This window comes from Streptomyces sp. NPDC086787 (assembly GCF_044745865.1).
GTDB lineage: Bacteria > Actinomycetota > Actinomycetes > Streptomycetales > Streptomycetaceae > Streptomyces.
Window position 1 is genome coordinate 217,529 of the sequence record NZ_JBIVBC010000011.1, and the last position, 20,923, is coordinate 238,451.

The 20,923-nt window shown below is 72.3% G+C and carries 18 protein-coding genes, 2 pseudogenes and 2 riboswitches; of the genes and pseudogenes, 7 read left to right on the plus strand and 13 right to left on the minus strand.

Annotated elements, in window-relative coordinates; translation table 11 throughout:
• Positions 1 to 6 precede the first annotated feature (6 nt).
• From ACIPK3_RS24910 to ACIPK3_RS24935, 6 genes are all read right to left on the minus strand, one after another.
• Positions 7 to 1,170 (minus strand): cytochrome P450, encoded by a 1,164-nt coding sequence (locus ACIPK3_RS24910; RefSeq protein ID WP_402572984.1) that lies wholly within the window; start codon positions 1,168 to 1,170, stop codon positions 7 to 9.
• A gap of 50 nt (positions 1,171 to 1,220) precedes the next feature.
• Positions 1,221 to 2,282 (minus strand): type III polyketide synthase, encoded by a 1,062-nt coding sequence (locus ACIPK3_RS24915; protein ID WP_402572986.1) that lies wholly within the window; start codon positions 2,280 to 2,282, stop codon positions 1,221 to 1,223.
• Between the two features lie 207 nt (positions 2,283 to 2,489).
• The gene (locus ACIPK3_RS24920) at positions 2,490 to 2,723 is read right to left on the minus strand and encodes a DUF6213 family protein (RefSeq protein WP_402572988.1); all 234 of its coding nucleotides are present in this window, start codon (positions 2,721 to 2,723) and stop codon (positions 2,490 to 2,492) included.
• 25 nt (positions 2,724 to 2,748) lie between these two features.
• A complete protein-coding gene (locus ACIPK3_RS24925; RefSeq protein ID WP_402572989.1) occupies positions 2,749 to 4,134 on the minus strand; it encodes an NADP-dependent succinic semialdehyde dehydrogenase in 1,386 nt (461 codons plus the stop codon).
• A 272-nt stretch (positions 4,135 to 4,406) separates the two neighbouring features.
• Positions 4,407 to 4,871: an NUDIX domain-containing protein gene (locus ACIPK3_RS24930; protein WP_402572991.1), complete on the minus strand. Its 465-nt coding sequence runs from the start codon at positions 4,869 to 4,871 to the stop codon at positions 4,407 to 4,409.
• A complete protein-coding gene (locus ACIPK3_RS24935) occupies positions 4,868 to 6,406 on the minus strand; it encodes an ATP-dependent DNA ligase (RefSeq protein ID WP_402572993.1) in 1,539 nt (512 codons plus the stop codon). The genes ACIPK3_RS24930 and ACIPK3_RS24935 overlap by 4 nt, the downstream gene beginning before the upstream one ends.
• 136 nt (positions 6,407 to 6,542) lie before the next feature.
• On the opposite strand from ACIPK3_RS24935, the gene ACIPK3_RS24940 reads away from it, so the two are divergent.
• The 5 genes from ACIPK3_RS24940 (at position 6,543) to ACIPK3_RS24960 (ending at position 10,753) form a co-directional block, all read left to right on the plus strand.
• Positions 6,543 to 7,124 (plus strand): helix-turn-helix domain-containing protein, encoded by a 582-nt coding sequence (locus tag ACIPK3_RS24940; RefSeq protein ID WP_402572995.1) that lies wholly within the window; start codon positions 6,543 to 6,545, stop codon positions 7,122 to 7,124.
• Positions 7,125 to 7,201: 77 nt separating this feature from the next.
• On the plus strand, positions 7,202 to 8,179 hold the full coding sequence (locus ACIPK3_RS24945; RefSeq protein ID WP_402572997.1) for an NADPH:quinone oxidoreductase family protein: 978 nt from the start codon (positions 7,202 to 7,204) through the stop codon (positions 8,177 to 8,179).
• The gene (locus ACIPK3_RS24950) at positions 8,176 to 9,360 is read left to right on the plus strand and encodes an acyl-CoA dehydrogenase family protein (RefSeq protein ID WP_402572998.1); all 1,185 of its coding nucleotides are present in this window, start codon (positions 8,176 to 8,178) and stop codon (positions 9,358 to 9,360) included. Before ACIPK3_RS24945 ends, ACIPK3_RS24950 begins: the two co-directional genes overlap by 4 nt.
• Entirely contained in the window at positions 9,357 to 10,439 is a 1,083-nt protein-coding gene (locus ACIPK3_RS24955; RefSeq protein WP_402573000.1) for an acyl-CoA dehydrogenase family protein, read from the plus strand. Before ACIPK3_RS24950 ends, ACIPK3_RS24955 begins: the two co-directional genes overlap by 4 nt.
• 119 nt (positions 10,440 to 10,558) lie before the next feature.
• Positions 10,559 to 10,753: a hypothetical protein gene (locus ACIPK3_RS24960; protein WP_402573001.1), complete on the plus strand. Its 195-nt coding sequence runs from the start codon at positions 10,559 to 10,561 to the stop codon at positions 10,751 to 10,753.
• Positions 10,754 to 10,772: 19 nt separating this feature from the next.
• On the opposite strand, the gene ACIPK3_RS24965 is transcribed toward ACIPK3_RS24960, so the two are convergent.
• The 3 genes from ACIPK3_RS24965 to ACIPK3_RS24975 all read right to left on the minus strand — a co-directional run bounded on the left by ACIPK3_RS24965 (position 10,773) and on the right by ACIPK3_RS24975 (position 13,021).
• Positions 10,773 to 12,014 carry a phosphodiester glycosidase family protein gene (locus ACIPK3_RS24965; RefSeq protein ID WP_402573002.1) on the minus strand — a complete coding sequence of 414 codons (1,242 nt, stop codon included), beginning with the start codon at positions 12,012 to 12,014 and terminating at the stop codon, positions 10,773 to 10,775.
• 88 nt (positions 12,015 to 12,102) lie between these two features.
• Complete coding sequence (locus ACIPK3_RS24970; RefSeq protein WP_402573003.1) at positions 12,103 to 12,465, minus strand: DUF779 domain-containing protein; 363 nt, start codon at positions 12,463 to 12,465, stop codon at positions 12,103 to 12,105.
• 88 nt (positions 12,466 to 12,553) lie between these two features.
• Positions 12,554 to 13,021, minus strand: a complete 468-nt coding sequence (locus ACIPK3_RS24975) for a hypothetical protein (RefSeq protein WP_402573004.1) — start codon at positions 13,019 to 13,021, stop codon at positions 12,554 to 12,556.
• 153 nt (positions 13,022 to 13,174) lie between these two features.
• A riboswitch (cobalamin riboswitch) is annotated at positions 13,175 to 13,247 on the plus strand.
• 208 nt (positions 13,248 to 13,455) lie between these two features.
• Here ACIPK3_RS24975 and ACIPK3_RS24980 point away from each other — a divergent pair.
• Positions 13,456 to 13,875: pseudogene (locus tag ACIPK3_RS24980) on the plus strand (DUF4430 domain-containing protein); the annotation flags it as partial.
• Positions 13,865 to 14,011 (plus strand): annotated as a pseudogene (locus ACIPK3_RS24985) (ECF transporter S component); the annotation flags it as partial. The pseudogenes ACIPK3_RS24980 and ACIPK3_RS24985, both read left to right, overlap by 11 nt.
• 70 nt (positions 14,012 to 14,081) lie before the next feature.
• On the opposite strand, the gene metE reads toward ACIPK3_RS24985, so the two are convergent.
• The 4 genes from metE to aceA all read right to left on the minus strand — a co-directional run bounded on the left by metE (position 14,082) and on the right by aceA (position 20,727).
• A complete protein-coding gene (metE, locus tag ACIPK3_RS24990; RefSeq protein ID WP_402573006.1) occupies positions 14,082 to 16,400 on the minus strand; it encodes a 5-methyltetrahydropteroyltriglutamate--homocysteine S-methyltransferase in 2,319 nt (772 codons plus the stop codon).
• Positions 16,401 to 16,586: 186 nt separating this feature from the next.
• Positions 16,587 to 16,732: riboswitch (cobalamin riboswitch) on the minus strand.
• Between the two features lie 84 nt (positions 16,733 to 16,816).
• Positions 16,817 to 17,719 carry a 3-hydroxybutyryl-CoA dehydrogenase gene (locus ACIPK3_RS24995; protein ID WP_402573008.1) on the minus strand — a complete coding sequence of 301 codons (903 nt, stop codon included), beginning with the start codon at positions 17,717 to 17,719 and terminating at the stop codon, positions 16,817 to 16,819.
• Positions 17,716 to 19,308: a malate synthase A gene (aceB, locus tag ACIPK3_RS25000; RefSeq protein ID WP_402573010.1), complete on the minus strand. Its 1,593-nt coding sequence runs from the start codon at positions 19,306 to 19,308 to the stop codon at positions 17,716 to 17,718. Before aceB ends, ACIPK3_RS24995 begins: the two co-directional genes overlap by 4 nt.
• A 135-nt stretch (positions 19,309 to 19,443) precedes the next feature.
• The gene (aceA, locus tag ACIPK3_RS25005) at positions 19,444 to 20,727 is read right to left on the minus strand and encodes an isocitrate lyase (protein WP_402573011.1); all 1,284 of its coding nucleotides are present in this window, start codon (positions 20,725 to 20,727) and stop codon (positions 19,444 to 19,446) included.
• Between the last annotated feature and the right edge of the window lie 196 nt (positions 20,728 to 20,923).

A 20,923-nucleotide genomic window follows, 5' to 3' on the forward strand; every position in this document is an offset into this window, starting at 1 on the left:
GGGCACTCACCAAGTCACGGGAAGGGCCTCGGGCCCTCGGATCAACGCGCCCCTTCTGAAGGGCACCTGGTCGGGCGGCACGGCCAGCCGCAGGCCGGGCAACCGGTCCAGCAGCGCGTCGACCAGCAGCTCGCACTCCAGCCGGGCGAGCTGGGCGCCCGGGCAGAAGTGCGGGCCGTGGCCGAACGACACATGTGGATTCGGACTGCGGGCGAAGTCGACCGTGTCCGGTTCGGGGAACACGTCCGGGTCGCGGTTGGCGGCCAGGTAGGAGACGTACACCGGGTCGCCCGCCCGGATCGGCACGCCTGAGATCTCCACGTCCTCGGTGGCGATCCGGGACAGCCCGACCGCGTTGCGGTGCGGGATGTACCGCAGCAGCTCGTCGATCGCCCGCGGCCTGATCCCCGGCTCGGCACGCAGCCGGGCGAGGAGATCGGGCCGGGTCAGCAGCAGGAAGAACATCTGCCCGCTGTTGTTGGTGACCGCCTCGCCGCCGATCTGGAGCAGCACGGACAGACCCGCGGCCTCCTCGGGCGACACCTCGCCCCGGCCGACGGCGGCGCCGAGCAGCGAGGTGACGTCGTCACCCGTGCCGCCCGTCCGCCGCCCGACGAGTTCGCGGAAGTACGCTCCCATCGCGTCCCTGGCCCGTTCACCGGCCTCCCTGCCGTCGGCGGCGGACAGGATGAGCCGGGTCCAGTCGTGCATCCGGGGCCGGTCGGCCGCCGGTACCCCCATCAGCCCGGAGATCACCGCGACGGGGAAGGGACTGAGGACCGCCGCCGTCAGGTCGCCCGGCGGACCGGCCCGGACCAGTTCGTCGACCAGTCCGGCCAGCACGCTCCGGGCGTCCTCGCGGATCCGGTCCACGCCGTTCGCGGTGAACGCGGGCGCGACCGCGCGGCGCAGCCGGGTGTGGTCCGGGCGGTCCGCGAAGCCGACCGCGCCCCGCGCCGGGATGAAGTGCGGGGCGAGCCGGGTGACCGGGTGCTCCATCACCGCCTCACGGCTGAACCGGGCGTCGCCCGCGACCGCGCGCACGTCGTCGTAGCGGGTCAGCAGCCACGCCCAGCCCTCGCCGTTGGGCAGCTCGATCCGGGTGACCGGACCCTCGCGCATCAGCTCGGCCAGCACCGGGTCGAAGTCCACCCCCGCCAGGTCGGCCACCGGCCAGTACCTGACGGGAGGCAGAGCTTCGGGGAGCGATGCGCCGACCGTCACGCCGGTTCGTCCGCGTTCACCCAGCGGCCCACGGTCATCTCCGCGGTGATGCCGGGGCCGAACCCGGCGAGCAGACCACGCGCCCGGTCCTCGGCGCCACCCTCGTCGAAGAGCCGGCGCAGCGCGTCCAGCACGACGGCGCTCGCGATGTTGCCGTACTCGGTGAGCGTGGCCCGGCTGAACCGGAACGCGTGCGGGTCGACCTGGAGGAACTTGCTCAGGTCGTCGAGTATTCGGGGTCCGCCCGCGTGGATGATGTAGAAATCCAGGTCGGACGCGTCCCAGCCGTGGGTGCCTGCCAGGTCGTGGAGCGCCGGGGCCAGCGGCTCCATGGTCGTGGGCACCCGCTTGTCCAGCAGGAAGTGGAACCCGGTCTCGCGGACGTCGTACGCGATCCAGTCCTCGGTCTTCGGGATCAGGTACGACCCGTTGCGCTCCAGCTGGACTCCGGTGCCGCCGCGCCCGCGCACCACGGCCGCCGCGACGCCGTCCCCGAACAGGCCGTTCGAGAGCAGCGAGCCGACGCCGAGGTCGGTGGGCTGGTAGCACAGCGAGCAGAACTCGCAGGCCACGATGAGCGCGTTCGCCTCCGGGTAGGCGGTGCAGAAGTCGTGCGCCCGGTTGATGGCCGCCCCGCCGGCCGCGCAGCCCAGCTGGGCGATGGGCAGCTGCCGGGTGTTGCTGGGGAAGTCCAGTTCGTTGATCAGCCACGCGGTCAGCGAGGGCATCATGAAGCCCGTGCACGACACGTAGATGATGACATCGATGTCATCGGTCAGGAGCTCCGCGTCGTCGAGCGCCCGCTGGATCACCGCGGGGACCCGGGCCTTCGCCTCGGCCTCGTACAGCTTGTTCCGATCATGGAAGCCGGGATGCTTCAGTGTCTCCTCGATGGGCTGCACGATGTGCCGGGTGCGGACGCCTGTGTTCTCGATCAGCCGCAGCGCGAGTCCGAGCTGAGGGTGGTCCGCGTGGTGCTCCCGCGCCAGCGCCAGCGTGTCCTCCATCGTGATGACGTGTTCTGGTACGGACACCGAGGGTCTGCACAAAGTCGCCATGAGCCGTCCCTGCTTTCGCCTTCCGGCAGGCATCCGCCCGCCGGTCAGAAGGTGGTCCACCCAGGTTCACCCGACGGGGCGACGATCTCTCGCCGGATTACTCCGAACCGGGGATGACGGGTCAGCGGGGGTACCCGCCGAAGCGGGCCTGGATCAGTGCTCCGACCAGCGCTTTTCAACCGATCGGGGGTGGCGCGGCGAACGCCCTCACGGAGCTCCGCTGCTGTGCGCGATGCAGGCGACGTCGATGCGGTCGGCCAGCTTGGCGAGTTCGATCGTCAGGGTGGCGACCGTGTCCTCGTCGAGCCCCTGCTGCCCTGCCTCCACGAGATGCAGCCAGCGCCCACCCACCGTGCGGAGCAGCTTGCTCACGTCGGCCGCGGCCACCTGCAAGGTACCGCGGTCGTCGACGATCAGAGGCAGGGTCACTTCGCGGTTCACAAACGGGATCGTAGCCGCGGGAGGGTCACGCACCCTGCCAAACGGTGGTGATGTTGCAGAACTCGCGGATCCCGTGCCCGGACAGCTCACGCCCGTACCCCGAGCGCTTCACCCCGCCGAACGGGAGCGCCGGATGCGACGCCGTCATGCCGTTGACGTACACCGCCCCCGCCTCCAGGTCGCGTGCGAACCGGTCCGCCTCGGCCGGGTCCCGCGTCCACACGTTGGAACTCAGGCCGAACGGCGAGTCGTTGGCGATGAGCACGGCCTCGTCCAGGTCTCCGGCCCGGTACAGCGTGGCGACCGGGCCGAACGCCTCCTCGCGGTGGATCCGCATCCCACGGGTGATGCCGGCCAGTACGGTCGGGGGGTAGAACCAGCCCGGCCAGTCCGGGCGCCGGCCGCCGCAGAGCACGGTGGCTCCGCCGCGCCGCGCGTCGTCGACCAGTTCCTCCAGGTCGGCCCGCCCCTGTTCGCTGGCGAGCGGGCCCACCTCGGTGTCCTCCTGCATGGGGTCGCCGACCTTGAGCGCCTCCATGCCGGCCACGAAACGCTCCGCGAAGGCGTCGTACACGTCCGTGTGCACGATGAACCGCTTTGCGGCGATGCAGGACTGACCGTTGTTCTGCACCCGGGCCGTCACCGCCACGCGGGCGGCCTCCTCGATGTCGGCGGACGGCATGACGACGTAAGGGTCGCTGCCGCCCAGCTCCAGCACCGTCTTCTTGATCATCTCCCCGGCGGTGGCGGCGACCGCCCGGCCCGCGGGCTCGCTCCCCGTCAGCGTCGCCGCCCTGACCCGCTCGTCGCGCAGGACGCCGTCGACCGCGCCGGAGCCGATCAGCAGGGTCTGGAAGCAGCCCTCGGTGAAGCCCGCGCGGTGGAACAGGTCCTCCAGATAGAGGGCGGTCTGCGGGACGTTGGAGGCGTGCTTGAGCAGCCCCACGTTGCCCGCCATCAGGGCCGGGGCCGCGAAGCGGATCACCTGCCACAGCGGGAAGTTCCAGGGCATCACGGCGAGCACGGGACCGAGCGGACGGTAGGTCACCCGGACGCGGGAGGCGCCGGAGTCCGTCACATCGGCCTCCGTGGGCGCCTCGTCGGCGAGCAGCGCCTCGGCGTGCTCCGCGTACCAGCGCATCGCCTTGGCGCACTTGGCGGCCTCCGCGCGAGCCTGCTTGACGGGCTTGCCCATCTCGGTCGTCATCGTCCGGGCGATGTCCTCCCGGTCGTCGTCCAGCAGGTTCGCGGCCTGGAGCAGCAGACGCCCGCGATCGACGAAGCGGCTCAGCCGGTACGTGCGGAAGGTGGCCTCGGCGAGCTGGAGTCGGCGCTCGATCTCCTCCTCGCCCATGGCCTCGTACGACTTGAGCGTCTCGCCGTTCACCGGGTTGACCGTGGCGATGGGCATGGGTGACCTCCCTGGGAGCGGGCTTGGACCGACCTTGCCGCGCGGCGATGGCGATCGCAACGTGTGTGTCGGCTACTCGGCCGAGTGCCCGGCCGCTCCGCCGGAAGCGCCGTGATGTGCCGTTGGGGTCTGTTGTCTGGATCGGGTCGCGTCTACGGCCTGATCCGAACGACAGGCCCTGGCCGTCCGCGGTGTCGTCTTGGCTGGTCGCGCAGTTGCCCGCGCCCTTCCGGGGCGCCGCCGGAACCGCCCCGCCGGAACCGCCCCCGACTTCACCGGCCTTGCTCGGCCAGCCGGTCGAGGAACGCGGCCTGTGCCGGGACGATCAGCTCGCGGGCACGGTCCAGGCCGAACCACGCCACCCGGTCCAGCTCCGGGAACTCCCGCAGCTGTCCGGACCTCGGCGGCCACTCCATCGTGAAGGTGCCCGGATCGATGGACGCCGGGTCCAGACCGGCCTCGACCGCCCACGCCGTGACGATCTTGCCGCCCGCCTGCCGGACCTCGCCGAGCGGCAGCGCCTCGCCATCGGGCGGCGGCAGGCCGAGCTCCTCCTGGAACTCACGGCGCGCCGCGTCCCACGCGGGTTCGTCCGGCTCGTACTCACCCTTGGGGACGGTCCACGCGCCCGCGTCCTTCTTCGCGAAGTAGGGGCCGCCCATGTGACCGAGCAGCACCTCGATCCTGTCGCCGGTGTGCCGGAACAGCAGCAGGCCGGCGCTCCGCCGCTGGCTCACGGCCGCACCTCCGGGTGGGCGGCCAGCAGGGTCTCCACGGTGTCGGCCTCCTCGGGCCGCTTGTCCTCCCGGTAGCGGACCACCCGCGCGAAGCGCAGCGTGACCCCGGCCGGATAGCGGGAGGAGCGCTGGAGGCCGTCGTACGCGATCTCCACCACGAGTTCGGGGCGCACGGTGACCACATGGCCGTCGTCCCGCACGGCCAGTTCGCCGAGCCGGCCGGTCTGCCAGGTGAGCATCGTGTCCGTCATGCCCTTGAAGGTCTTGCCGAGCATGGCGAAGCCGCCGTCCGGGGTGCGGGCGCCCAGATGGAGGTTGGACAGCTTGCCGGTACGGCGGCCGTGGCCCCACTCGGCGGCCAGGACGACCAGGTCCAGGGTGTGCACCGGCTTGACCTTCAGCCAGGAGGCGCCCCGCCGTCCCGCGCTGTACGGAGCGTCGAGCGACTTGACCACCACCCCCTCGTGGCCGCGGGCGAGGGTCGCGGCGAGGAAGTCCGCTGCCTTTCGCGCGTCGTCCGGCGATGAGACGAGGGCTCGCCGCACCCGCATCGGCTCGGGCACCAGCCGGGCCAGTTCCGTGTGCCGCTCGGCGAAGGGCAGGTCCAGCAGGTCGCGGCCGTCGACCGACAGGGCGTCGAAGAAGACGGGGGAGACGGGAACCTCCCCGGCGGCCCTCGCCACGTCGGTCCGGGAGCCGACCCGGCCAGCCGTCTCCTGGAAGGAGCGGGGCCGCCCGTCCGGGCCGAAGGAGATCACCTCACCGTCGAGGATGAACCGGTCGCCCGTCAGCTCCAGGGCGGCGGCGGCCACTTCGGGAAGCCGGTCGGTGATGTCGTCGAGAGTGCGGGTGTGGATGCGAACCGCGCCGCCGTCGCGGTGGACCTGGACGCGGATGCCGTCCAGCTTCTCCTCGACCGCACAGGAGCCGAGCTTCGCGACCGCCTCGGCCACCGAGGACGCGCTGTGCGCCAGCATCGGCAGCACCGGCCGGCCGACCGTGAGCCGGAAGCGGCCCAGCGCCGCCGGGCCGTCGGCCAGCAGGGCCTCGGCCACCGCCGGAAGCGAACCGGCGAGCATCACGGCACGCCGTACGGCCGCCGCGTCCGCGCCGGTCGCCAGCGCGAGGCCCTCCACGGCCACGGCGTCCAGGGCGCCCTGCCGCACCTCGCCGGTGATCAGCCCCAGCAGGAACCGCTGCTCGTCCTCGGTGGCCGCGCCCATCAGCTCCCCGACCAACCGGGCCCGCTCGGCCTGCGAACCGGGGCCGGAGAGCCCGCCCAGTTCCGTGAGCCGGGCGTCCACCTCGCGCACCGTGAGGGACGGCTCCGCAGCCGGCGGTACCGGGCGGCTCAGCACCTTCCACCCGACACCGAGCCTGCCCTGGGGCAGCCGCCCGGCGAGATACGGGATCACGATCGGCACCTCCCGCGCCTCCGCGCCCCGGAACAGCTCCGCGAGCAACGCCGTCTTCCGGGACCGCGCCGCGGTGGCGGCAACCTCCCGCGACACCTCGGCCAGCCGGGTCAGCAGCATGCGGCCATGGTGCTACGGGCACGGCGGAAACACACCCCGGCGGGGGCGGTGAGCCGGGCCGCCCGGCGAAACCGCCGGTGCCGCCGCCCGGTGCCGCGGGATTGACAAACGGCTTTGCCGAATCTGCAATACGGCCATGACTACCGACGACGTTCTCGCGGGCGTGGGCCCGAGGCTCCGCCGACTCCGCAAGGACCGGGAAGTGACCCTCGCGGGGCTGTCCGAGGCGACCGGGATCTCCGTCAGCACGCTCTCCCGGCTGGAGTCCGGGCTGCGCAGACCCAGTCTCGAACTGCTGCTGCCGATCGCGCGGGCCCACCAGGTGGCGCTGGACGAGCTGGTGGGCGCCCCGCCGGTCGGTGACCCGCGGGTGCGGGCCAAGCCGATCGAGCGCGACGGCCGCACCCACTGGCCGCTCACCCGCCAACCCGGCGGACTCCAGGCGTACAAGGTGCTGGAGCCGCGCCGGAAGCGGGAGCCGGATCCGCGCGTCCACGAGGGGTACGAATGGCTGTACGTCCTGTCCGGGCGGCTGCGGCTGGTGCTCGGGGAGCACGACGTGGTGCTGACGGCGGGCGAGGCCGCCGAGTTCGACACCCGGGTGCCGCACTGGTTCGGGTCGACGGGGGAGGGACCGGCCGAGTTCCTCAGCCTCTTCGGGGCGCAGGGCGAGCGGATGCACGTCCGGGCCCGCCCGGCGTGTTCCGGCGACGTGTGACGGTTCCCTGATCGGCAAGCGACCGCTTAGTATGCGATGGAGCCCGGTCAGACGAAGCAGTCCCGTGGAGGCATCCCATGCAGGCATGGCAAGTGCGCGAGAACGGCGAGCCGAGCGAGGTGATGCGGCTGGCGGAGGTGGAGCGGCCCACGCCCGCCGACGGCCAGGTCCTGCTCAGGGTGCGCGCCGCCAACATCAACTTCCCGGATGTGCTGATGTGCCGGGGCCAGTACCAGGTACGGCCGCCGCTGCCGTTCACCCCCGGGGTGGAGATCTGCGGCGAGACCGAGGACGGCCGCCGGGTGATCGCCAACCCCGCGCTGCCGCACGGCGGCTTCGCCGAGTACGCCCTGGCCGACGCCGCCGCCCTGCTGCCCGCGCCCGACGCGCTGGACGACGCGGAGGCCGCCGCACTGCACATCGGCTACCAGACCGGCTGGTTCGGCCTGCACCGCCGGGCCCGCCTGGAGGCGGGGGAGACCCTCCTCGTGCACGCCGCCGCCGGCGGGGTCGGCAGCGCCGCCGTACAGCTCGGCAAGGCCGCCGGGGCCACCGTGATCGGCGTCGTCGGAGGCGCCGACAAGGTGGCCGTCGCCCGCGACCTGGGCTGCGACGTGGTGATCGACCGGCGCGCCGAGGACGTCGTCGCCGCCGTGAAGGAGGCCACCGGAGGCCGTGGCGCGGACGTGGTCTACGACCCGGTCGGCGGGGACGCCTACACACAGTCCGCCAAGACCGTCGCCTTCGAGGGCCGGATCGTGGTCGTCGGCTTCGCGAGCGGGACCATCCCCAGCCCCGCGCTCAACCACGCCCTGGTGAAGAACTACGCGATCCTCGGTCTGCACTGGGGCCTGTACAACACGAAGAACCCCAAGCTGGTCCAGCACTGCCACGAGCAGCTCACCGAGCTGGCCACCCGGGGTGCGATCAGGCCACTGGTGAGCGAGCGCGTCCCGCTGGAGCAGGCCGCGGACGCCGTGCAGCGGGTCGGTGACGGCCGTACCACCGGCCGGGTCGCCGTCGTGCCTTCGCACCGGAACGGAGCCACCGCATGACCGACGCAGCCGACCTCCAGCGCCGTACGGCCGAGTTGCTGGCAGCGCACCCGCCCGCCGACACTTCCCCCGCGGACTTCCTGGCGGCCCGCTTCGACGCAGGGCTGGCCTGGGTGCACTACCCGCCGGGCCTCGGCGGCCTCGGTGCCCCGCGCGCCCTGCAAGCCGTCGTGGACACCGAGTTGGCGGCCGCGGGCGCCCCGGACAACGACCCGCGGCGCATCGGCATCGGCCTCGGCATGGCCGCGCCCACGATCCTGCGCTACGGCACCGAGGAACAGAAGCAGCGCTGTCTCAAGCCCCTTTGGACGGGCGAAGAGGTCTGGTGCCAGCTGTTCAGCGAGCCCGGCGCCGGCTCCGACCTGGCCGCGCTCGGCACCCGCGCCGTGCGCGAGGACGGCGGAGACTGGGTGGTGGACGGGCAGAAGGTGTGGACCTCCAGCGCCCACATCGCCCACTGGGCCATCCTGATCGCCCGCACCGACCCGGACGTGCCCAAGCACCAGGGCATCACCTATTTCATCTGCGACATGACCGACCCGGGCGTCGAGGTCCGGCCACTGCGCCAGATCACCGGCGAGGCCGAGTTCAACGAGGTCTTCCTGACCGGCGTCCGCATCCCCGACTCCCGCCGCCTCGGCGAGATCGGCGACGGCTGGCGGGTCGCGCAGACCACCCTCAACAACGAGCGCGTCGCCATCGGCGGCATGCGGATGCCCCGCGAGGGCGGCATGATCGGCCCCGTCACCAGGACCTGGCGCGACCGCCCCGAACTGCGCACCCCGGAGCTGCACCAGCGCCTGCTCGGGCTGTGGGTCGAGGCCGAGGTGGCCCGGCTCACCGGCGAACGCCTGCGCCAGCAGCTCACCGTGGGCCAGCCCGGCCCCGAAGGCGCCGGAATGAAACTCGCGTTCGCCCGCCTCAACCAGGAGATCAGCGGCCTCGAAGTCGAACTGCTCGGCGAAGAGGGACTGTTGTACGACGACTGGACGATGCGCCGACCGGAACTGGTCGACTTCACCGGCCGCGAGGCCGGCTACCGCTACCTGCGCGCCAAGGGCAACAGCATCGAGGGCGGCACCAGTGAGGTGCTGCTGAACATCATCGCCGAGCGCGTCCTCGGCCTGCCCGCCGAGCCGCGCACCGACAAGGACGTCGCCTGGAAGGACCTGTCCCGATGAGCGCACAGCCGGATCTCCTCTACTCCGAGGAGGAAGAGGCGCTGCGCGCCGCCGTCCGCGACCTGCTCACGGACCACTGCGACGCGGCGGGCGTCATCGCCCGCACCGAGTCGGGCGCCCCGCACGACCTCCCCCTGTGGAAGGCACTCGCCGGCCGGATGGGCCTCGCGGGCCTGCTGATTCCCGAGGAACTGGGCGGCCAGGGCGCCACGCACCGGGAGACCGCCGTGGTCCTGGAGGAACTGGGACGCTTCGTCGCGCCCGTGCCGTATCTGACGAGCGCCGTCCTCGCCACCGAGGCGCTCCTCGCCTGCGGGACCGAGGACCTGCTCACCGAACTGGCGTCCGCGACCACGATCGCCGCCCTCGCCGTCGGTCTGCACACCGCCCCGGGCGCCACCGTCCGCACCGTGCGCGTCGAGAACGGCGCCCTGCACGGCGAGTTGACCGCGGTCGCCGACGCCGCCGTCGCCGACGTGCTGCTCGTCCCGGCCGACGACGGCGCCCTGTACGCCGTCGCCGCGTCCGACGCCGGCGTTACCCCGCGCACCTCGCTCGACCTGACCCGCCCGCTCGCCACCGTCACCCTCACCGGTGCCACCGGCCGTCGGCTCGGTGACACCGGCCCCGCGGTGAGCCGTGCCCTGCGCTCCGCCGCCGGACTGCTCGCCTCGGAACAACTCGGCGTCGCCGAGTGGGCGTTGACCGAGACCGTCCGGTACCTCAAGGAGCGCAAGCAGTTCAACCGGCCGGTCGGCGGCTTCCAGGCGCTCAAGCACCGGCTGGCCGCGCTGTGGATGGAGACCGTCAGCCTCCGGGCCGCCGCCCGCGCCGCGGCCGACGCGCTGTCCACCCACGAGGACACCGACATGGCGGTGGCCGTGGCCCAGGCCTACGCGGCCCCCGTCGCCGTCCACGCCGCCGAGGAGGCGCTCCAACTCCACGCGGGCATCGGAATGACCTGGGAACACCCCGTCCACCTGTACCTCAAGCGCGCCAAGGCGGACTCCCTGGCCTTCGGCACGGCGGGCGCCCACCGTGCGGCTCTGGCCGAACTCGCCGACATCCAGGCCCCCTGAGCCTCACCCGCCGGACGACACCACACGATCGGAGGACACGTCAGCCGCCCGGACGAACCCTCCGCTACGCCACACTTGCGGCCGAACGCCGCGAAACGGCGCGGCGGAGGAGGTTCACGATGGCCGTTTCCATCTCTGTGGTGTTGCTGCTCCTGATCCTGGCTGTGATCTTCATGCGCAACGGCGCACTGAAGATCTCCCATGCTCTGGTCTGCATGCTGCTGGGCTTCTACATGGCCAGCACCAATGTGGCGCCCACCATCTCCAGCGGGCTCACCGCGACCGCGGACCTTGTGAGCAGCCTGCGGCCCTGACCGGCGCGGGGTGGGCCGGTCAGGGTGCCGAGAAGATCCCGATGCCGTTCGGAACGGGGCGCTCGGCGCCACCGCTCGGGTGGTTGCGCACCGTCACGGTGCGCGCCCCCGGCATGCGGCCGACCAGGGTCGAAGAGCCACCGCCGTCCAGGCCGAACGCGTAGGCCGACCCCAGTTCGCGCATCCGCGAGGCCACTTCGGCGACCGTCAGGCCGCCGCGGTGGGCGCGCGCGCCGTCCAGTACCAGCAGTGTCAGCCGCCGCCCGTCGGCCGTGAAGCCCACGGCGGTGCGCACCGCCGAGGTGACGTCGTCGAGGCCCGGCAGCGGACGTCCGTCGCGCAGCAGCGGAGAGCCGCCCAGGGCGAAGCGGTACGCGATCCGGGACGCGGACGGCACCAGCCGGGACCGCACGGTCACCCGCTGGCCCGGGACCAGCCTCCGCAGCCATCGCGCACCCGCCTCCCGGCCCAACAGGACGGTGGTTCCCCGGGCGATGGGGCCGCTGCCCGGTGTGCCGGAGGCGGACACGACACGGCCGTGACGGACCGTCACCTCGTAGGTGTCCCTGCTGCACGGCGCCGCCCGGGCGTTGTCCGTGCCGCAGGTGGCACGCACCCGGGAGGCGTCGCCCCACCGCGAGGTGAACGCGCCCACGGAACCCACCGGCAGGGCGTACTGGTTGAGCCCGCCGAGCGGCCGCCGCCGGCCGGCCGTCACGACGGAGCCGAGCAGGGACAGCCGGTCCAGGCGCGCCCGCCGGTCGACACCCACGCCGAACACGTCCGTGGTGTTCGTGCCGGGCGGGGGCACGGGTCCGAAGCGCTGTCCGTCCGGCACCGCGGACTTGAGCACCTGCCCGTGCGCGACCGCCGGTCCCACGTTCGCGCCCGTCACCTCGACGCCCGGATGCTGGGCCTCACTGATGTCGAAGAAGTCGCCGTTCACACCCGCGACCGCGCCCGCCGAGCGGGCCAGCCGGGAGAGGGGCGCACGGGCGGCCACCGTGCCCGGATACAGCAGGTCCAGCCGCACATGCGGGTCGCTCAGATCGACGAAGAGCGCATGGGCGTGCGCCACACCCTTGGCCGCCCTGATGTCGAACTGCCCGTAGGTGACGCCCCGCGCGATCCGGACGGTGCCCCGCCGCGCGGCGTCGGCCGGTGCCGCCCCGGTCAGGGCCGCGGCGGCCAGCACGCCCAGCGACGTGAGAACCGTGACGACCGCTCTGCCGGTCGTCGACCGCTTCTGATGACGAGTCATGTCCGTCCCCTCGATGTCGTGTCACCCCTCCAACGACTCGGGGGACACGGGGGAAGCGGATCAGGACGCGGCTTCGCTCACGGAGCGGTTACCCGCCTTCCATCACCCGAGAACGGGTGAGGAAACGAACACCCTCCGGTGCCTCCAGCGAGAAGCCGCTGCCCCGGCCGGGCACCACGTCGATGATGAGCCGGGTGCGGCTCCAGGCCTCGTACTGACTGCGGGACATCCAGAAGGTCACGGGCTCGCCGACACCCTCGACCTCCAGCTCGGCCAGCAGTACGTCGGAGTCACCGGTGCGGAACTCGCCGTCCGGGTAGCACATCGGCGCGCTGCCGTCGCAGCAGCCGCCGGACTGGTGGAACATCAGCGGACCGTGGTCGGCGTGCAGTCTGCGCACCAGATCGGCGGCCTTCGGGGTGAGTTCGACACGGGGCGGGTGCTGGTCCATGGTCACCGTCCTGGAGCAGTGGCGTCCGGTCCGGTCCAGTCTCACGGCCCGTCAGGACCGCGTCCAGCCCCTCGATGCCAGGCGTTCCTCATCCGCCCTCCTGGCCGTCGGCCAGTCGCCGCCGCCACCACAGGTCCGGGCGCCACTGCCGGTCAGCGGCGAAGGGGTCCGGGAGTGTGCGTCCCAGGTACTCGAAGTCCAGGGCGCGCACGTGATGCGCGAGCTCGGTACGGGGGCGGAGCGGCAGCCACCCGAGGACCGTGTCCAGGACGTCGCGGGCGTGCCGCACGTCGTCGAAGGAACAGCCACGACAACCACACAGCGGGACCCGCGGATACAGGGGCCGCCTTCCCGGTGCGCGCAGAAACGCCCGGTACCGGCGCAGAGCGCGGTCGGTGGCGCCGGGGTGGGCGAAATAGTCGCCGGAGAGTCTCTCCGCCCGGTCTATCGCGGCACTGGTCCGGATGGAGAGGCCGTGAATGCGGAGTACGGGCAGGTGCCACGTGTCACGCGGGGACTGTTCGGCGCGCAGCGCGCCGGGCCGTCTACGCGGCATCGGCCTTTCGGTACGTGTTCATGGGCATCATCATGCCATTACCCAGGTTCCGAGGTTCAACCAGCCTTAGGATGAGGGCGTTCGCACTCAGCGGGCGGCCGTGGCCGCCATGCCGCGGCGGGCGGCACAACAACCGCACAGGCGCGCGACGTGGGGGAAGCCGGTGGGAGTCCGGCGCTGACCTGCAACCGTGTGCGGCCCCGGCGGGCCGCGAGTCGGGATACCCGGCGCGTGCCGGGAACCGCTTCCCACTGTCATGGTCTGCAGCGCGAAGCCGAGAGCCTGATCCGGGTGTGGCCCCGTTCGGTGCGTTCAGCGTCCCGGAGGGGCGGGAGCCGCGCCTGCCCAGGGCCGCCGGTCCGTTCGCTCGCCTACGGGCCGTGGACCGCCCTCTCAGGAAGGCTCCAGAAGTGCTCCGTATGTCCGCAAGCCGTATGTCCGCTAGCCGTGCCTCCGCCAGCCGTGGCTCCACAAGCCGCACCGTGATCGCCGCGACGGCCCTCGGCCTGGCCCTCGCCTCCGCCCCGACCGTCGCGCAGCCCCAGAGCGCGCCCGGCACGAACGCGCCCATCAGGGTGAGCCTGACGGTCCAGGGGCCGGACGGGCTCCTCCTCTGCGGAGGGATCAGAACCCGCGGTCATGAGGTCACCACGGCCACGGGCGGCGCGCACAGATGCGACGGCACCAACGGCGGCGCCAACGCCTCCGCCGTGCCGACGCCGACGGCCGCCCTCGACTCCGCCGCGCGCAAGCGGCACTTCGGCTGGGACGGCACCTGACACGCGTCGTTCGACGACTACTCCGTCGACACCATCAAGAAGGTCAGCGGCGGTGGCAGCGCCTACTGGAACATCTTTCACCAACTTCGTCTGCGTGCTGCTGGCCGGTCCGGCGGTGCTCACGACCTTCCGCCGCGCCGCACGCCGGGCAAGGTTCCGGGCACCCGTGCGGTTCGCCGCCGCCGGGACGGCAAAGGCCGAGGCCACCTGAGGGCCGGGGATTCCTGAAGGCCGAGGACTCTTGAGGGCCGGGGCGCGCGAGCGCCCCGGCCTCCTTGCGATCAGGACGCGGGCAGCTCGCCCCGGACCGTGTGGGCGGCGGCGACCAGGTTCTCCAGGGAGGCCCGGGTCTCGGGCCAGCCGCGGGTCTTCAGGCCGCAGTCGGGGTTGACCCAGAGACGTTCGGCGGGGATGGCCGAGAGGGCGGTGCGCAGCAGATCGGCGGCCTCCTCGGTGCTGGGTACGCGCGGGGAGTGGATGTCGTAGACACCGGGTCCGGCCTCGCGGGGGTAACCGTGGGCGGCTAGTTCGCGAGCCACCTGCATGTGTGAGCGGGCGGCCTCCAGGCTGATGACGTCGGCGTCGAGGTCGTCGATGGCCTGGACGATGTCGCCGAACTCGGCGTAGCACATGTGGGTGTGGATCTGGGTGTCGGGACGCACGCCGCTGGTGGACAGCCGGAAGGCCTCCGTCGCCCAGTCCAGGTAGGCGGGCCGGTCCGCGGCCCGCAGGGGCAGTGTCTCGCGGAGCGCCGGTTCGTCCACCTGGATGACGGAAGTGCCGTCCTCCTCCAGGTCGTTGACCTCGTCGCGCAGGGCGAGGGCGACTTGGCGGGCGGTGTCGGCGAGGGGTTGGTCGTCGCGTACGAAGGACCAGGCGAGCATGGTGACCGGACCGGTGAGCATGCCCTTGACCGGACGGTCGGTGAGGGACTGGGCGTACGTCGTCCAGCGTACGGTCATCGGCTCGGGCCGGGAGATGTCCCCGGCGAGGATCGGCGGGCGGACGTAACGGGTGCCGTAGGACTGGACCCAGCCGTGCTGGGTGGCGAGACAGCCGGTGAGCTGCTCGGCGAAGTACTGCACCATGTCGTTGCGTTCGGCCTCGCCGTGCACCAGGACGTCGAGGCCGGCCTTCTCCTGGAAGGCGATCACCTCCTGGATCTCGGTCCTGACGTGGTCCTCGTAGCCGACGGTGCCGATCCGCCCGGCCCGCAGGTCGGCGCGTGCGGTACGCAGTTCGCCGGTCTGCGGGAAGGAGCCGATGGTCGTGATCGGCAGCAACGGCAGCCGCAGGGCCGCGCGTTGGGCGGCGGTCCGTTCGGCGTACGACTGTGAGCGGCGGGCGTCGGCGTCGGTGACCGCGGTGGCGCGGGCGCGTACCGCCGGGTCGTGGGTGATCGGCGATCCGGCGCGGGAGGCCAGGTCGGCGCGGTTGGCGGCGAGTTCGGCGGTGATGGTGTCGGCGCCCTGGGCGAGCCCCTTCGCCAGTGTGACGATCTCGCTCGTCTTCTGCCGGGCGAAGGAGAGCCAGCGCAGGATCTGCGGCTCGATGTCCCGTTCCGCGGTGGCGTCGAGGGGCACGTGCAGCAGCGAGCAGGAGGCGGCCACATCGACCCGGTCGGCCAGGCCCAGCAGGGTGCCGAGCGTGGACAGGGACCGCTCCAGGTCATTGACCCAGATGTTGCGGCCGTTGACCACACCGGCGACCAGCCGCCTGCCGGGCAGCCCGCCCACGGCCGCGAGCGCGTCCAGGTTGGCCGCGGCGGGCCCCGTGAAGTCCAGGGCGATCCCCTCGACCGGCGCCTTGGCGAGCACCGGCAGGGCCTCGCCCAGCCGGTCGAAGTACGAGGCGACCAGCAGCTTCGGCCGGTCGGTGAGTTCTCCGAGGTCGCGGTAGGCGCGCGCGGCGGCGTTCAGCTCTGCCGGGGTGCGGTCCTGGACCAGAGCGGGTTCGTCGAGCTGCACCCACTGCGCGCCTTCGGCGCGCAGGGCGGCCAGGACCTCGGCGTACACCGGCAGCAGACGGTCCAGCAGCGTCAGCGGATCGAAGTCCGCGGCCACCCCCGGGGCGGACTTGGCGAGCAGCAGATAGGTGACCGGGCCGACGAGCACCGGCCGGGCGGTGAGGCCGAGGGCGAGTGCCTCCCGCAACTCGGCCACCTGCTTGGAGGAGTTGGCCGCGAACGCCGTGTCCGGTCCCAATTCGGGCACCAGGTAGTGGTAGTTGGTGTCGAACCACTTGGTCATCTCCAGCGGCGCGACATCCTGGGCGCCGCGGGCCATGGCGAAGTAGCCGTCCAGGGCGTCGGCGGCGACGGCGGCGCGGTGGCGCTCGGGGATCGCGCCGACCATGACCGTGGTGTCGAGGACGTGGTCGTAGTACGAGAAGTCACCGGTCGGCACCTCGTGGATGCCGGCCTCGGCGAGCTGCCGCCAGTTGCCGTGGCGCAGTTCGGCCGCGGTGTCCCGGAGGGCGTCCGCAGTGACGCGGCCCTTCCAGTAGCCCTCGATGGCCTTCTTGAGTTCCCGGTTCTGTCCCTGGCGGGGGTAGCCGTACACGGTGGCCCGTGCTGCCGCGGCTGCGGACTTGGCGGTCACGGAGATCTCCTTCGCGAGACGATTCCCTGAGATCCCGGTGGCGGGACGGGGACGCGAAGCGTGACAGCACCGGACGGACCCGGTCCCGCGCGGCACGGCGCGGTCGTCCGCCTGATATGTACGCCGACCCGCCCACGAGGTCACCGGGATATCCGCGTGCGCATCGTGCGCGCGCGGGCAACGGGCAGGTCTTCGGACTCGCGGGCACGCCCCGTCGTACGAGACACCTACTGGCCGTCGCTTCCCGGATCCCGTGGACCCAGTGCGTATGACGGCGGTCGTTCCCACTCACCGCTGCGGGGCAGTCCCGGATTCCCACCGGGTTCCCTCTTGCGACGTCCCGCCTGGCGGACGGGACGAACCAGCTGCACCGGCCAGCCTAAGGGGTTGTCCGGTGCTGCGAGGCGTCAACTCCATCATTCGGACGGCGAGTCGGTCCACGAGGGTGACGGGGGGTGCGCGTACGCGTGGAACCCACGGCCGGTCTTGCGGCCCAGGAGCCCCGCCTCGACCATGCGCTGGAGCAGCGGGGGAGGGGCGTAGAGGGGTTCACGGAACTCCTCGTAGAGTGATTCGGCGATCGAGGCGACGGTGTCCAGGCCGATCAGGTCGGCCAGTCTCAGCGGCCCCATGGGGTGGGCGCAGCCCAGTTCCATGCCGGTGTCGATGTCCTCGGCGGTGGCGAAGCCGGACTCGGCCATGCGGATCGCGGAGAGGAGGTAGGGGACGAGGAGGGCGTTGACGACGAAGCCCGCGCGGTCCCGGGAGTGGATGACCCTCTTGCCCAGGGTCTCGGTGGCGAAGCGTTCCACGGCGGACACGGTCCCGGGCGCGGTGTGCAGGGACGACACGACCTCGACCAGCGGCAGCACCGGGACGGGGTTGAAGAAGTGCAGGCCCACGACCCGGTCGGCGCGGCCGGTGGCCATGCCCAGGCGCATGACGGGCAGTGAGGACGTGTTGGTCGCCAGCACCGCCGCCGGGTCCTCGACGATCTTGTCGAGGGCGGCGAGGATCTCGGTCTTCGCGTCGGCGTTCTCCGTGACGGCCTCGATGACGAGCTGCCGGTCGGCCAGGTCGTCCGGTTCGCCGGTGAACACGAGGCGGGCGAGGGCGTCCTGGGCGGCGGCGGGCTCCAGTCGGCCGCGCCGGACGGCCCGGTCGAGCGAGCGGGTCACCCGTTCCCACGCCGCGCGGGCGGCGGTGGCCTCGGCCTCGCAGACCACGGTGTCCAGGCCGGCCAGCGCGCACACTTCGGCGATCCCGGCACCCATCTGTCCGCCGCCGACGACACCCACCCGCTCGATGCCGGCGCTCATGACCGGCGCTCCGTCCGCCGCACGAGGCGACGGGAGTAGGCGTCCGGGGTGAAGAAGAGCGGCAGTTCACCGGCGAGCGCGGTCCGCTCGAACAGCTCTCGCGCCTCCTCGACCGGCGCCCAGGGCCGGACCGCTTCGAGAGCGGTGACCTCCTCGTCGAGAACGCGCAGGACCGTCTCGCGGTCGATCACCCGGTGCCGCAGCCACTGCCAGATCTGCACGCGGGCGATCTCGGCCGTGGCGGCGTCCTCCATCAGACCGTTCAGCGCCACCGCGCCCTGGCCGCGCAGCCAGGCGTCGAAGTAGCCGAGGGCCACCGCGATGTTCGTCCGGACGCCCTCGTCGGTGGGCGGCCCGCCGATCCGGCGCACCGACAGCAGGTCCGAGGGCGTCACCTCGACGTCGTCACGGGCGCGGTCCAGCTGGTGAGGCCGGTCGCCGAGCACGCCGTCGAACACCTCACGGCACACGCGCACCAGCCCCGGGTGGGCGACCCAGGAGCCGTCGAAGCCGTCCTCCGCCTCGCGCTCCTTGTCCAGCCGCACCGTGGCGAGGACCGCCTCGTTCGCGACCGGGTCCTTGGCCGGCACCTGGGCGGCCATGCCGCCGATGGCGTGGGCTCCGCGCCGGTGACAGGTGCGCACGAGGAGTTCGGTGTAGGCCCGCATGAAGGGGGCGGTCATCGTGACCTTCGCGCGGTCGGGGAGGAGGAAGTCGGTGCGGTGGCCGACGGTCTTGATCAGGCTGAACAGATAGTCCCAGCGGCCCGCGTTGAGTCCCGCGCTGTGCTCGCGCAGCTCGTGGAGGATCTCCTCCATCTCGAAGGCGGCGGTGATCGTCTCGATGAGGACGGTGGCGCGGACCGTGCCGCTCGGGATGCCGAGCAGTTCCTGGGCGCGGACGAAGATGTCGTTCCACAGCCGGGCCTCGTAGCGGTTCTCCAGCTTGGGGAGGTAGAAGTACGGGCCGTACCCGGCGTCGATCTGCCGCTGCGCGCAGTGGAAGAAGTACAGGCCGAAGTCGACGAGGGCGGCGGGCACGGGACGGCCGTCGTACTCCAGGTGCTCCTCGTCCAGGTGCCAGCCGCGCGGCCGTACGACGATGGTGGCGAGCTGTTCGCCGAGGCGGTACTCCCTGCCGTCGTCGATGGTGAAGTCGATGCGCCGCTCGATGGCGTCGAGCAGGGTGAGCTGGCCGCCGATGATGTTGTCCCAGGTGGGTGAGGTGGCGTCCTCGAAGTCGGCCATCCACACCTGAGCGCCGGAGTTGAGGGCGTTGACAGCCATACGGCGTTCGGGCGGCCCGGTGATCTCCACGCGGCGGTCGGTCAGACCGGGCGCGGGCGGCGCGACCCGCCAGGTGGGATCCGCCCGGACGGCGGAGGTGACCATGGGGAAGTCGAGCGGGGACCCGGCCGCGAGACGGATCGCCTGCCGACGGCGTTCCTTCAGCAGGCCGTCGCGGCGCTCGCCGAACTCGGCGGCGAGTCGGCCGACGAAGTCGAGGGCGGCGGGGGTGAGGATCTCGTCGTGCCGGTCGCCGGGCGAGGCCAGGACGCGGATGTGCTGGGCGAGGGTGGTGGTGGTCATCCAGGACTCCTGTACGGGGAGCGGGTGGCGGGGACGGCCGCCCGGCCCCGCTCACTCAGGGGCCGGGGGCGACGGGCGGGCTGGACCTAAGGCGTGTCTGACAATTCCCGCCTGCCTCGCGGGGGCCGGCACGCCCTAGTGGAACTGCTCCTCCTCCGTGGAGCCGGACAGGGCGGTGGTGGAGGACGCCGGGTTGACGGCGGTGGAGACCAGGTCGAAGTAGCCGGTGCCGACCTCGCGCTGGTGCCTGACGGCGGTGAAGCCGTGGGCCTGGGCGGCGAACTCCTTCTCCTGGAGGTCGACGTAGGCGGTCATGCCGTGCTCGGCGTAGCCGCGGGCGAGGTCGAACATGCCGTGGTTGAGGGAGTGGAAGCCGGCCAGGGTGATGAACTGGAACTTGTAGCCCATGGCGCCGAGTTCGCGCTGGAACTTGGCGATCTGGTCGTCGTCCAGGGCCGCCTTCCAGTTGAAGGAGGGCGAGCAGTTGTAGGCGAGCATCTGGTCCGGGTACCGGGCGTGGATCGCCTCGGCGAACTCGCGGGCCTGGGCCAGGTCGGGCGTGCCGGTCTCGACCCAGATCAGGTCGGCGTACGGGGCGTAGGCGAGCCCGCGGGCGATGACCGGGGCCATGCCGCCCCGGACCCGGTAGAAGCCCTCGGCCGTCCGCTCCCCGGTGACGAACTCGGCGTCCCGCTCGTCCACGTCACTGGTGAGCAGGTTGGCGGCGAGGGCGTCGGTGCGGGCGATGATCACGGTGGGGACGTCGGCGATGTCGGCGGCGAGGCGGGCCGCGTTCAGGGTGCGGATGTGCTGGGAGGTGGGCACGAGCACCTTGCCGCCGAGATGGCCGCACTTCTTCTCGGAGGCGAGCTGGTCCTCGTAGTGGATGCCGGCCGCGCCCGCCGCGATCATTCCCCTGGTCAGCTCGAAGGCGTTCAGCGGACCGCCGAACCCGGCCTCCGCGTCCGCGACGATCGGCGCGAGCCAGTCGGTGGTGTCGCCGGCGTCCTCGGCGGTGGCGATCTGGTCGGCGCGCAGCAGCGCGTTGTTGATCCGGCGCACTACCTGCGGCACGGAGTTGGCCGGGTAGAGGCTCTGGTCGGGGTAGGTGTGCCCGGCCTGGTTGGCGTCGGCGGCGACCTGCCAGCCGGACAGGTAGATGGCCTGGAGTCCCGCCTTCACCTGCTGGACGGCCTGGCCGCCGGTCAGCGCGCCGAGCGCGTGGACGTAGTCCAGCTCGTGCAGCTGCCGCCACAGCCGTTCGGCGCCACGCCGGGCCAGGGTGTGCTCCTCGCGGATGCTGCCGGAGAGCCGTACGACGTCCTCGGCGCCGTGGGTGCGCTCGATGCCCTGCCACCTCGGGTCGGTGGCCCAGCGCCGCGCGAGTTCCTCGGCCGCCTGCGTCCTCGCCTCTGCCATGACTGTCACCGTCTTCTCGGTCTGTTGTGTCTGCCAAGTTCCCGGCCCGGACGGACAGGGGTGGCACTTCGTGTCGTGAAGCTGGATGCGGCCCGCCGTACCGCCATGCGGCGGCTGAGCAATGCTGCCGGTGAGAACCTCCACCCTCGCCGGGATCTCCGACGTCAGGGCATGAATCGCGCCCCGGTTCCGGGTG

What these genes read in the sequence shown, in the direction of transcription:
- ACIPK3_RS24915 (WP_402572986.1), bottom strand. Translation starts at nt 2,282, where the DNA reads ATGGCGACTTTGTGCAGACCCTCGGTGTCCGTACCAGAACACGTCATC.
- ACIPK3_RS24925 (WP_402572989.1), bottom strand. Translation starts at nt 4,134, where the DNA reads ATGCCCATCGCCACGGTCAACCCGGTGAACGGCGAGACGCTCAAGTCG.
- ACIPK3_RS24935 (WP_402572993.1), bottom strand. Translation starts at nt 6,406, where the DNA reads ATGCTGCTGACCCGGCTGGCCGAGGTGTCGCGGGAGGTTGCCGCCACC.
- ACIPK3_RS24940 (WP_402572995.1), top strand. Translation starts at nt 6,543, where the DNA reads ATGACTACCGACGACGTTCTCGCGGGCGTGGGCCCGAGGCTCCGCCGA.
- ACIPK3_RS24945 (WP_402572997.1), top strand. Translation starts at nt 7,202, where the DNA reads ATGCAGGCATGGCAAGTGCGCGAGAACGGCGAGCCGAGCGAGGTGATG.
- ACIPK3_RS24950 (WP_402572998.1), top strand. Translation starts at nt 8,176, where the DNA reads ATGACCGACGCAGCCGACCTCCAGCGCCGTACGGCCGAGTTGCTGGCA.
- ACIPK3_RS24955 (WP_402573000.1), top strand. Translation starts at nt 9,357, where the DNA reads ATGAGCGCACAGCCGGATCTCCTCTACTCCGAGGAGGAAGAGGCGCTG.
- ACIPK3_RS24960 (WP_402573001.1), top strand. Translation starts at nt 10,559, where the DNA reads ATGGCCGTTTCCATCTCTGTGGTGTTGCTGCTCCTGATCCTGGCTGTG.
- ACIPK3_RS24965 (WP_402573002.1), bottom strand. Translation starts at nt 12,014, where the DNA reads ATGACTCGTCATCAGAAGCGGTCGACGACCGGCAGAGCGGTCGTCACG.
- ACIPK3_RS24970 (WP_402573003.1), bottom strand. Translation starts at nt 12,465, where the DNA reads ATGGACCAGCACCCGCCCCGTGTCGAACTCACCCCGAAGGCCGCCGAT.
- ACIPK3_RS24975 (WP_402573004.1), bottom strand. Translation starts at nt 13,021, where the DNA reads ATGCCGCGTAGACGGCCCGGCGCGCTGCGCGCCGAACAGTCCCCGCGT.
- ACIPK3_RS24995 (WP_402573008.1), bottom strand. Translation starts at nt 17,719, where the DNA reads ATGAGCGCCGGCATCGAGCGGGTGGGTGTCGTCGGCGGCGGACAGATG.
- aceB (WP_402573010.1), bottom strand. Translation starts at nt 19,308, where the DNA reads ATGACCACCACCACCCTCGCCCAGCACATCCGCGTCCTGGCCTCGCCC.
- aceA (WP_402573011.1), bottom strand. Translation starts at nt 20,727, where the DNA reads ATGGCAGAGGCGAGGACGCAGGCGGCCGAGGAACTCGCGCGGCGCTGG.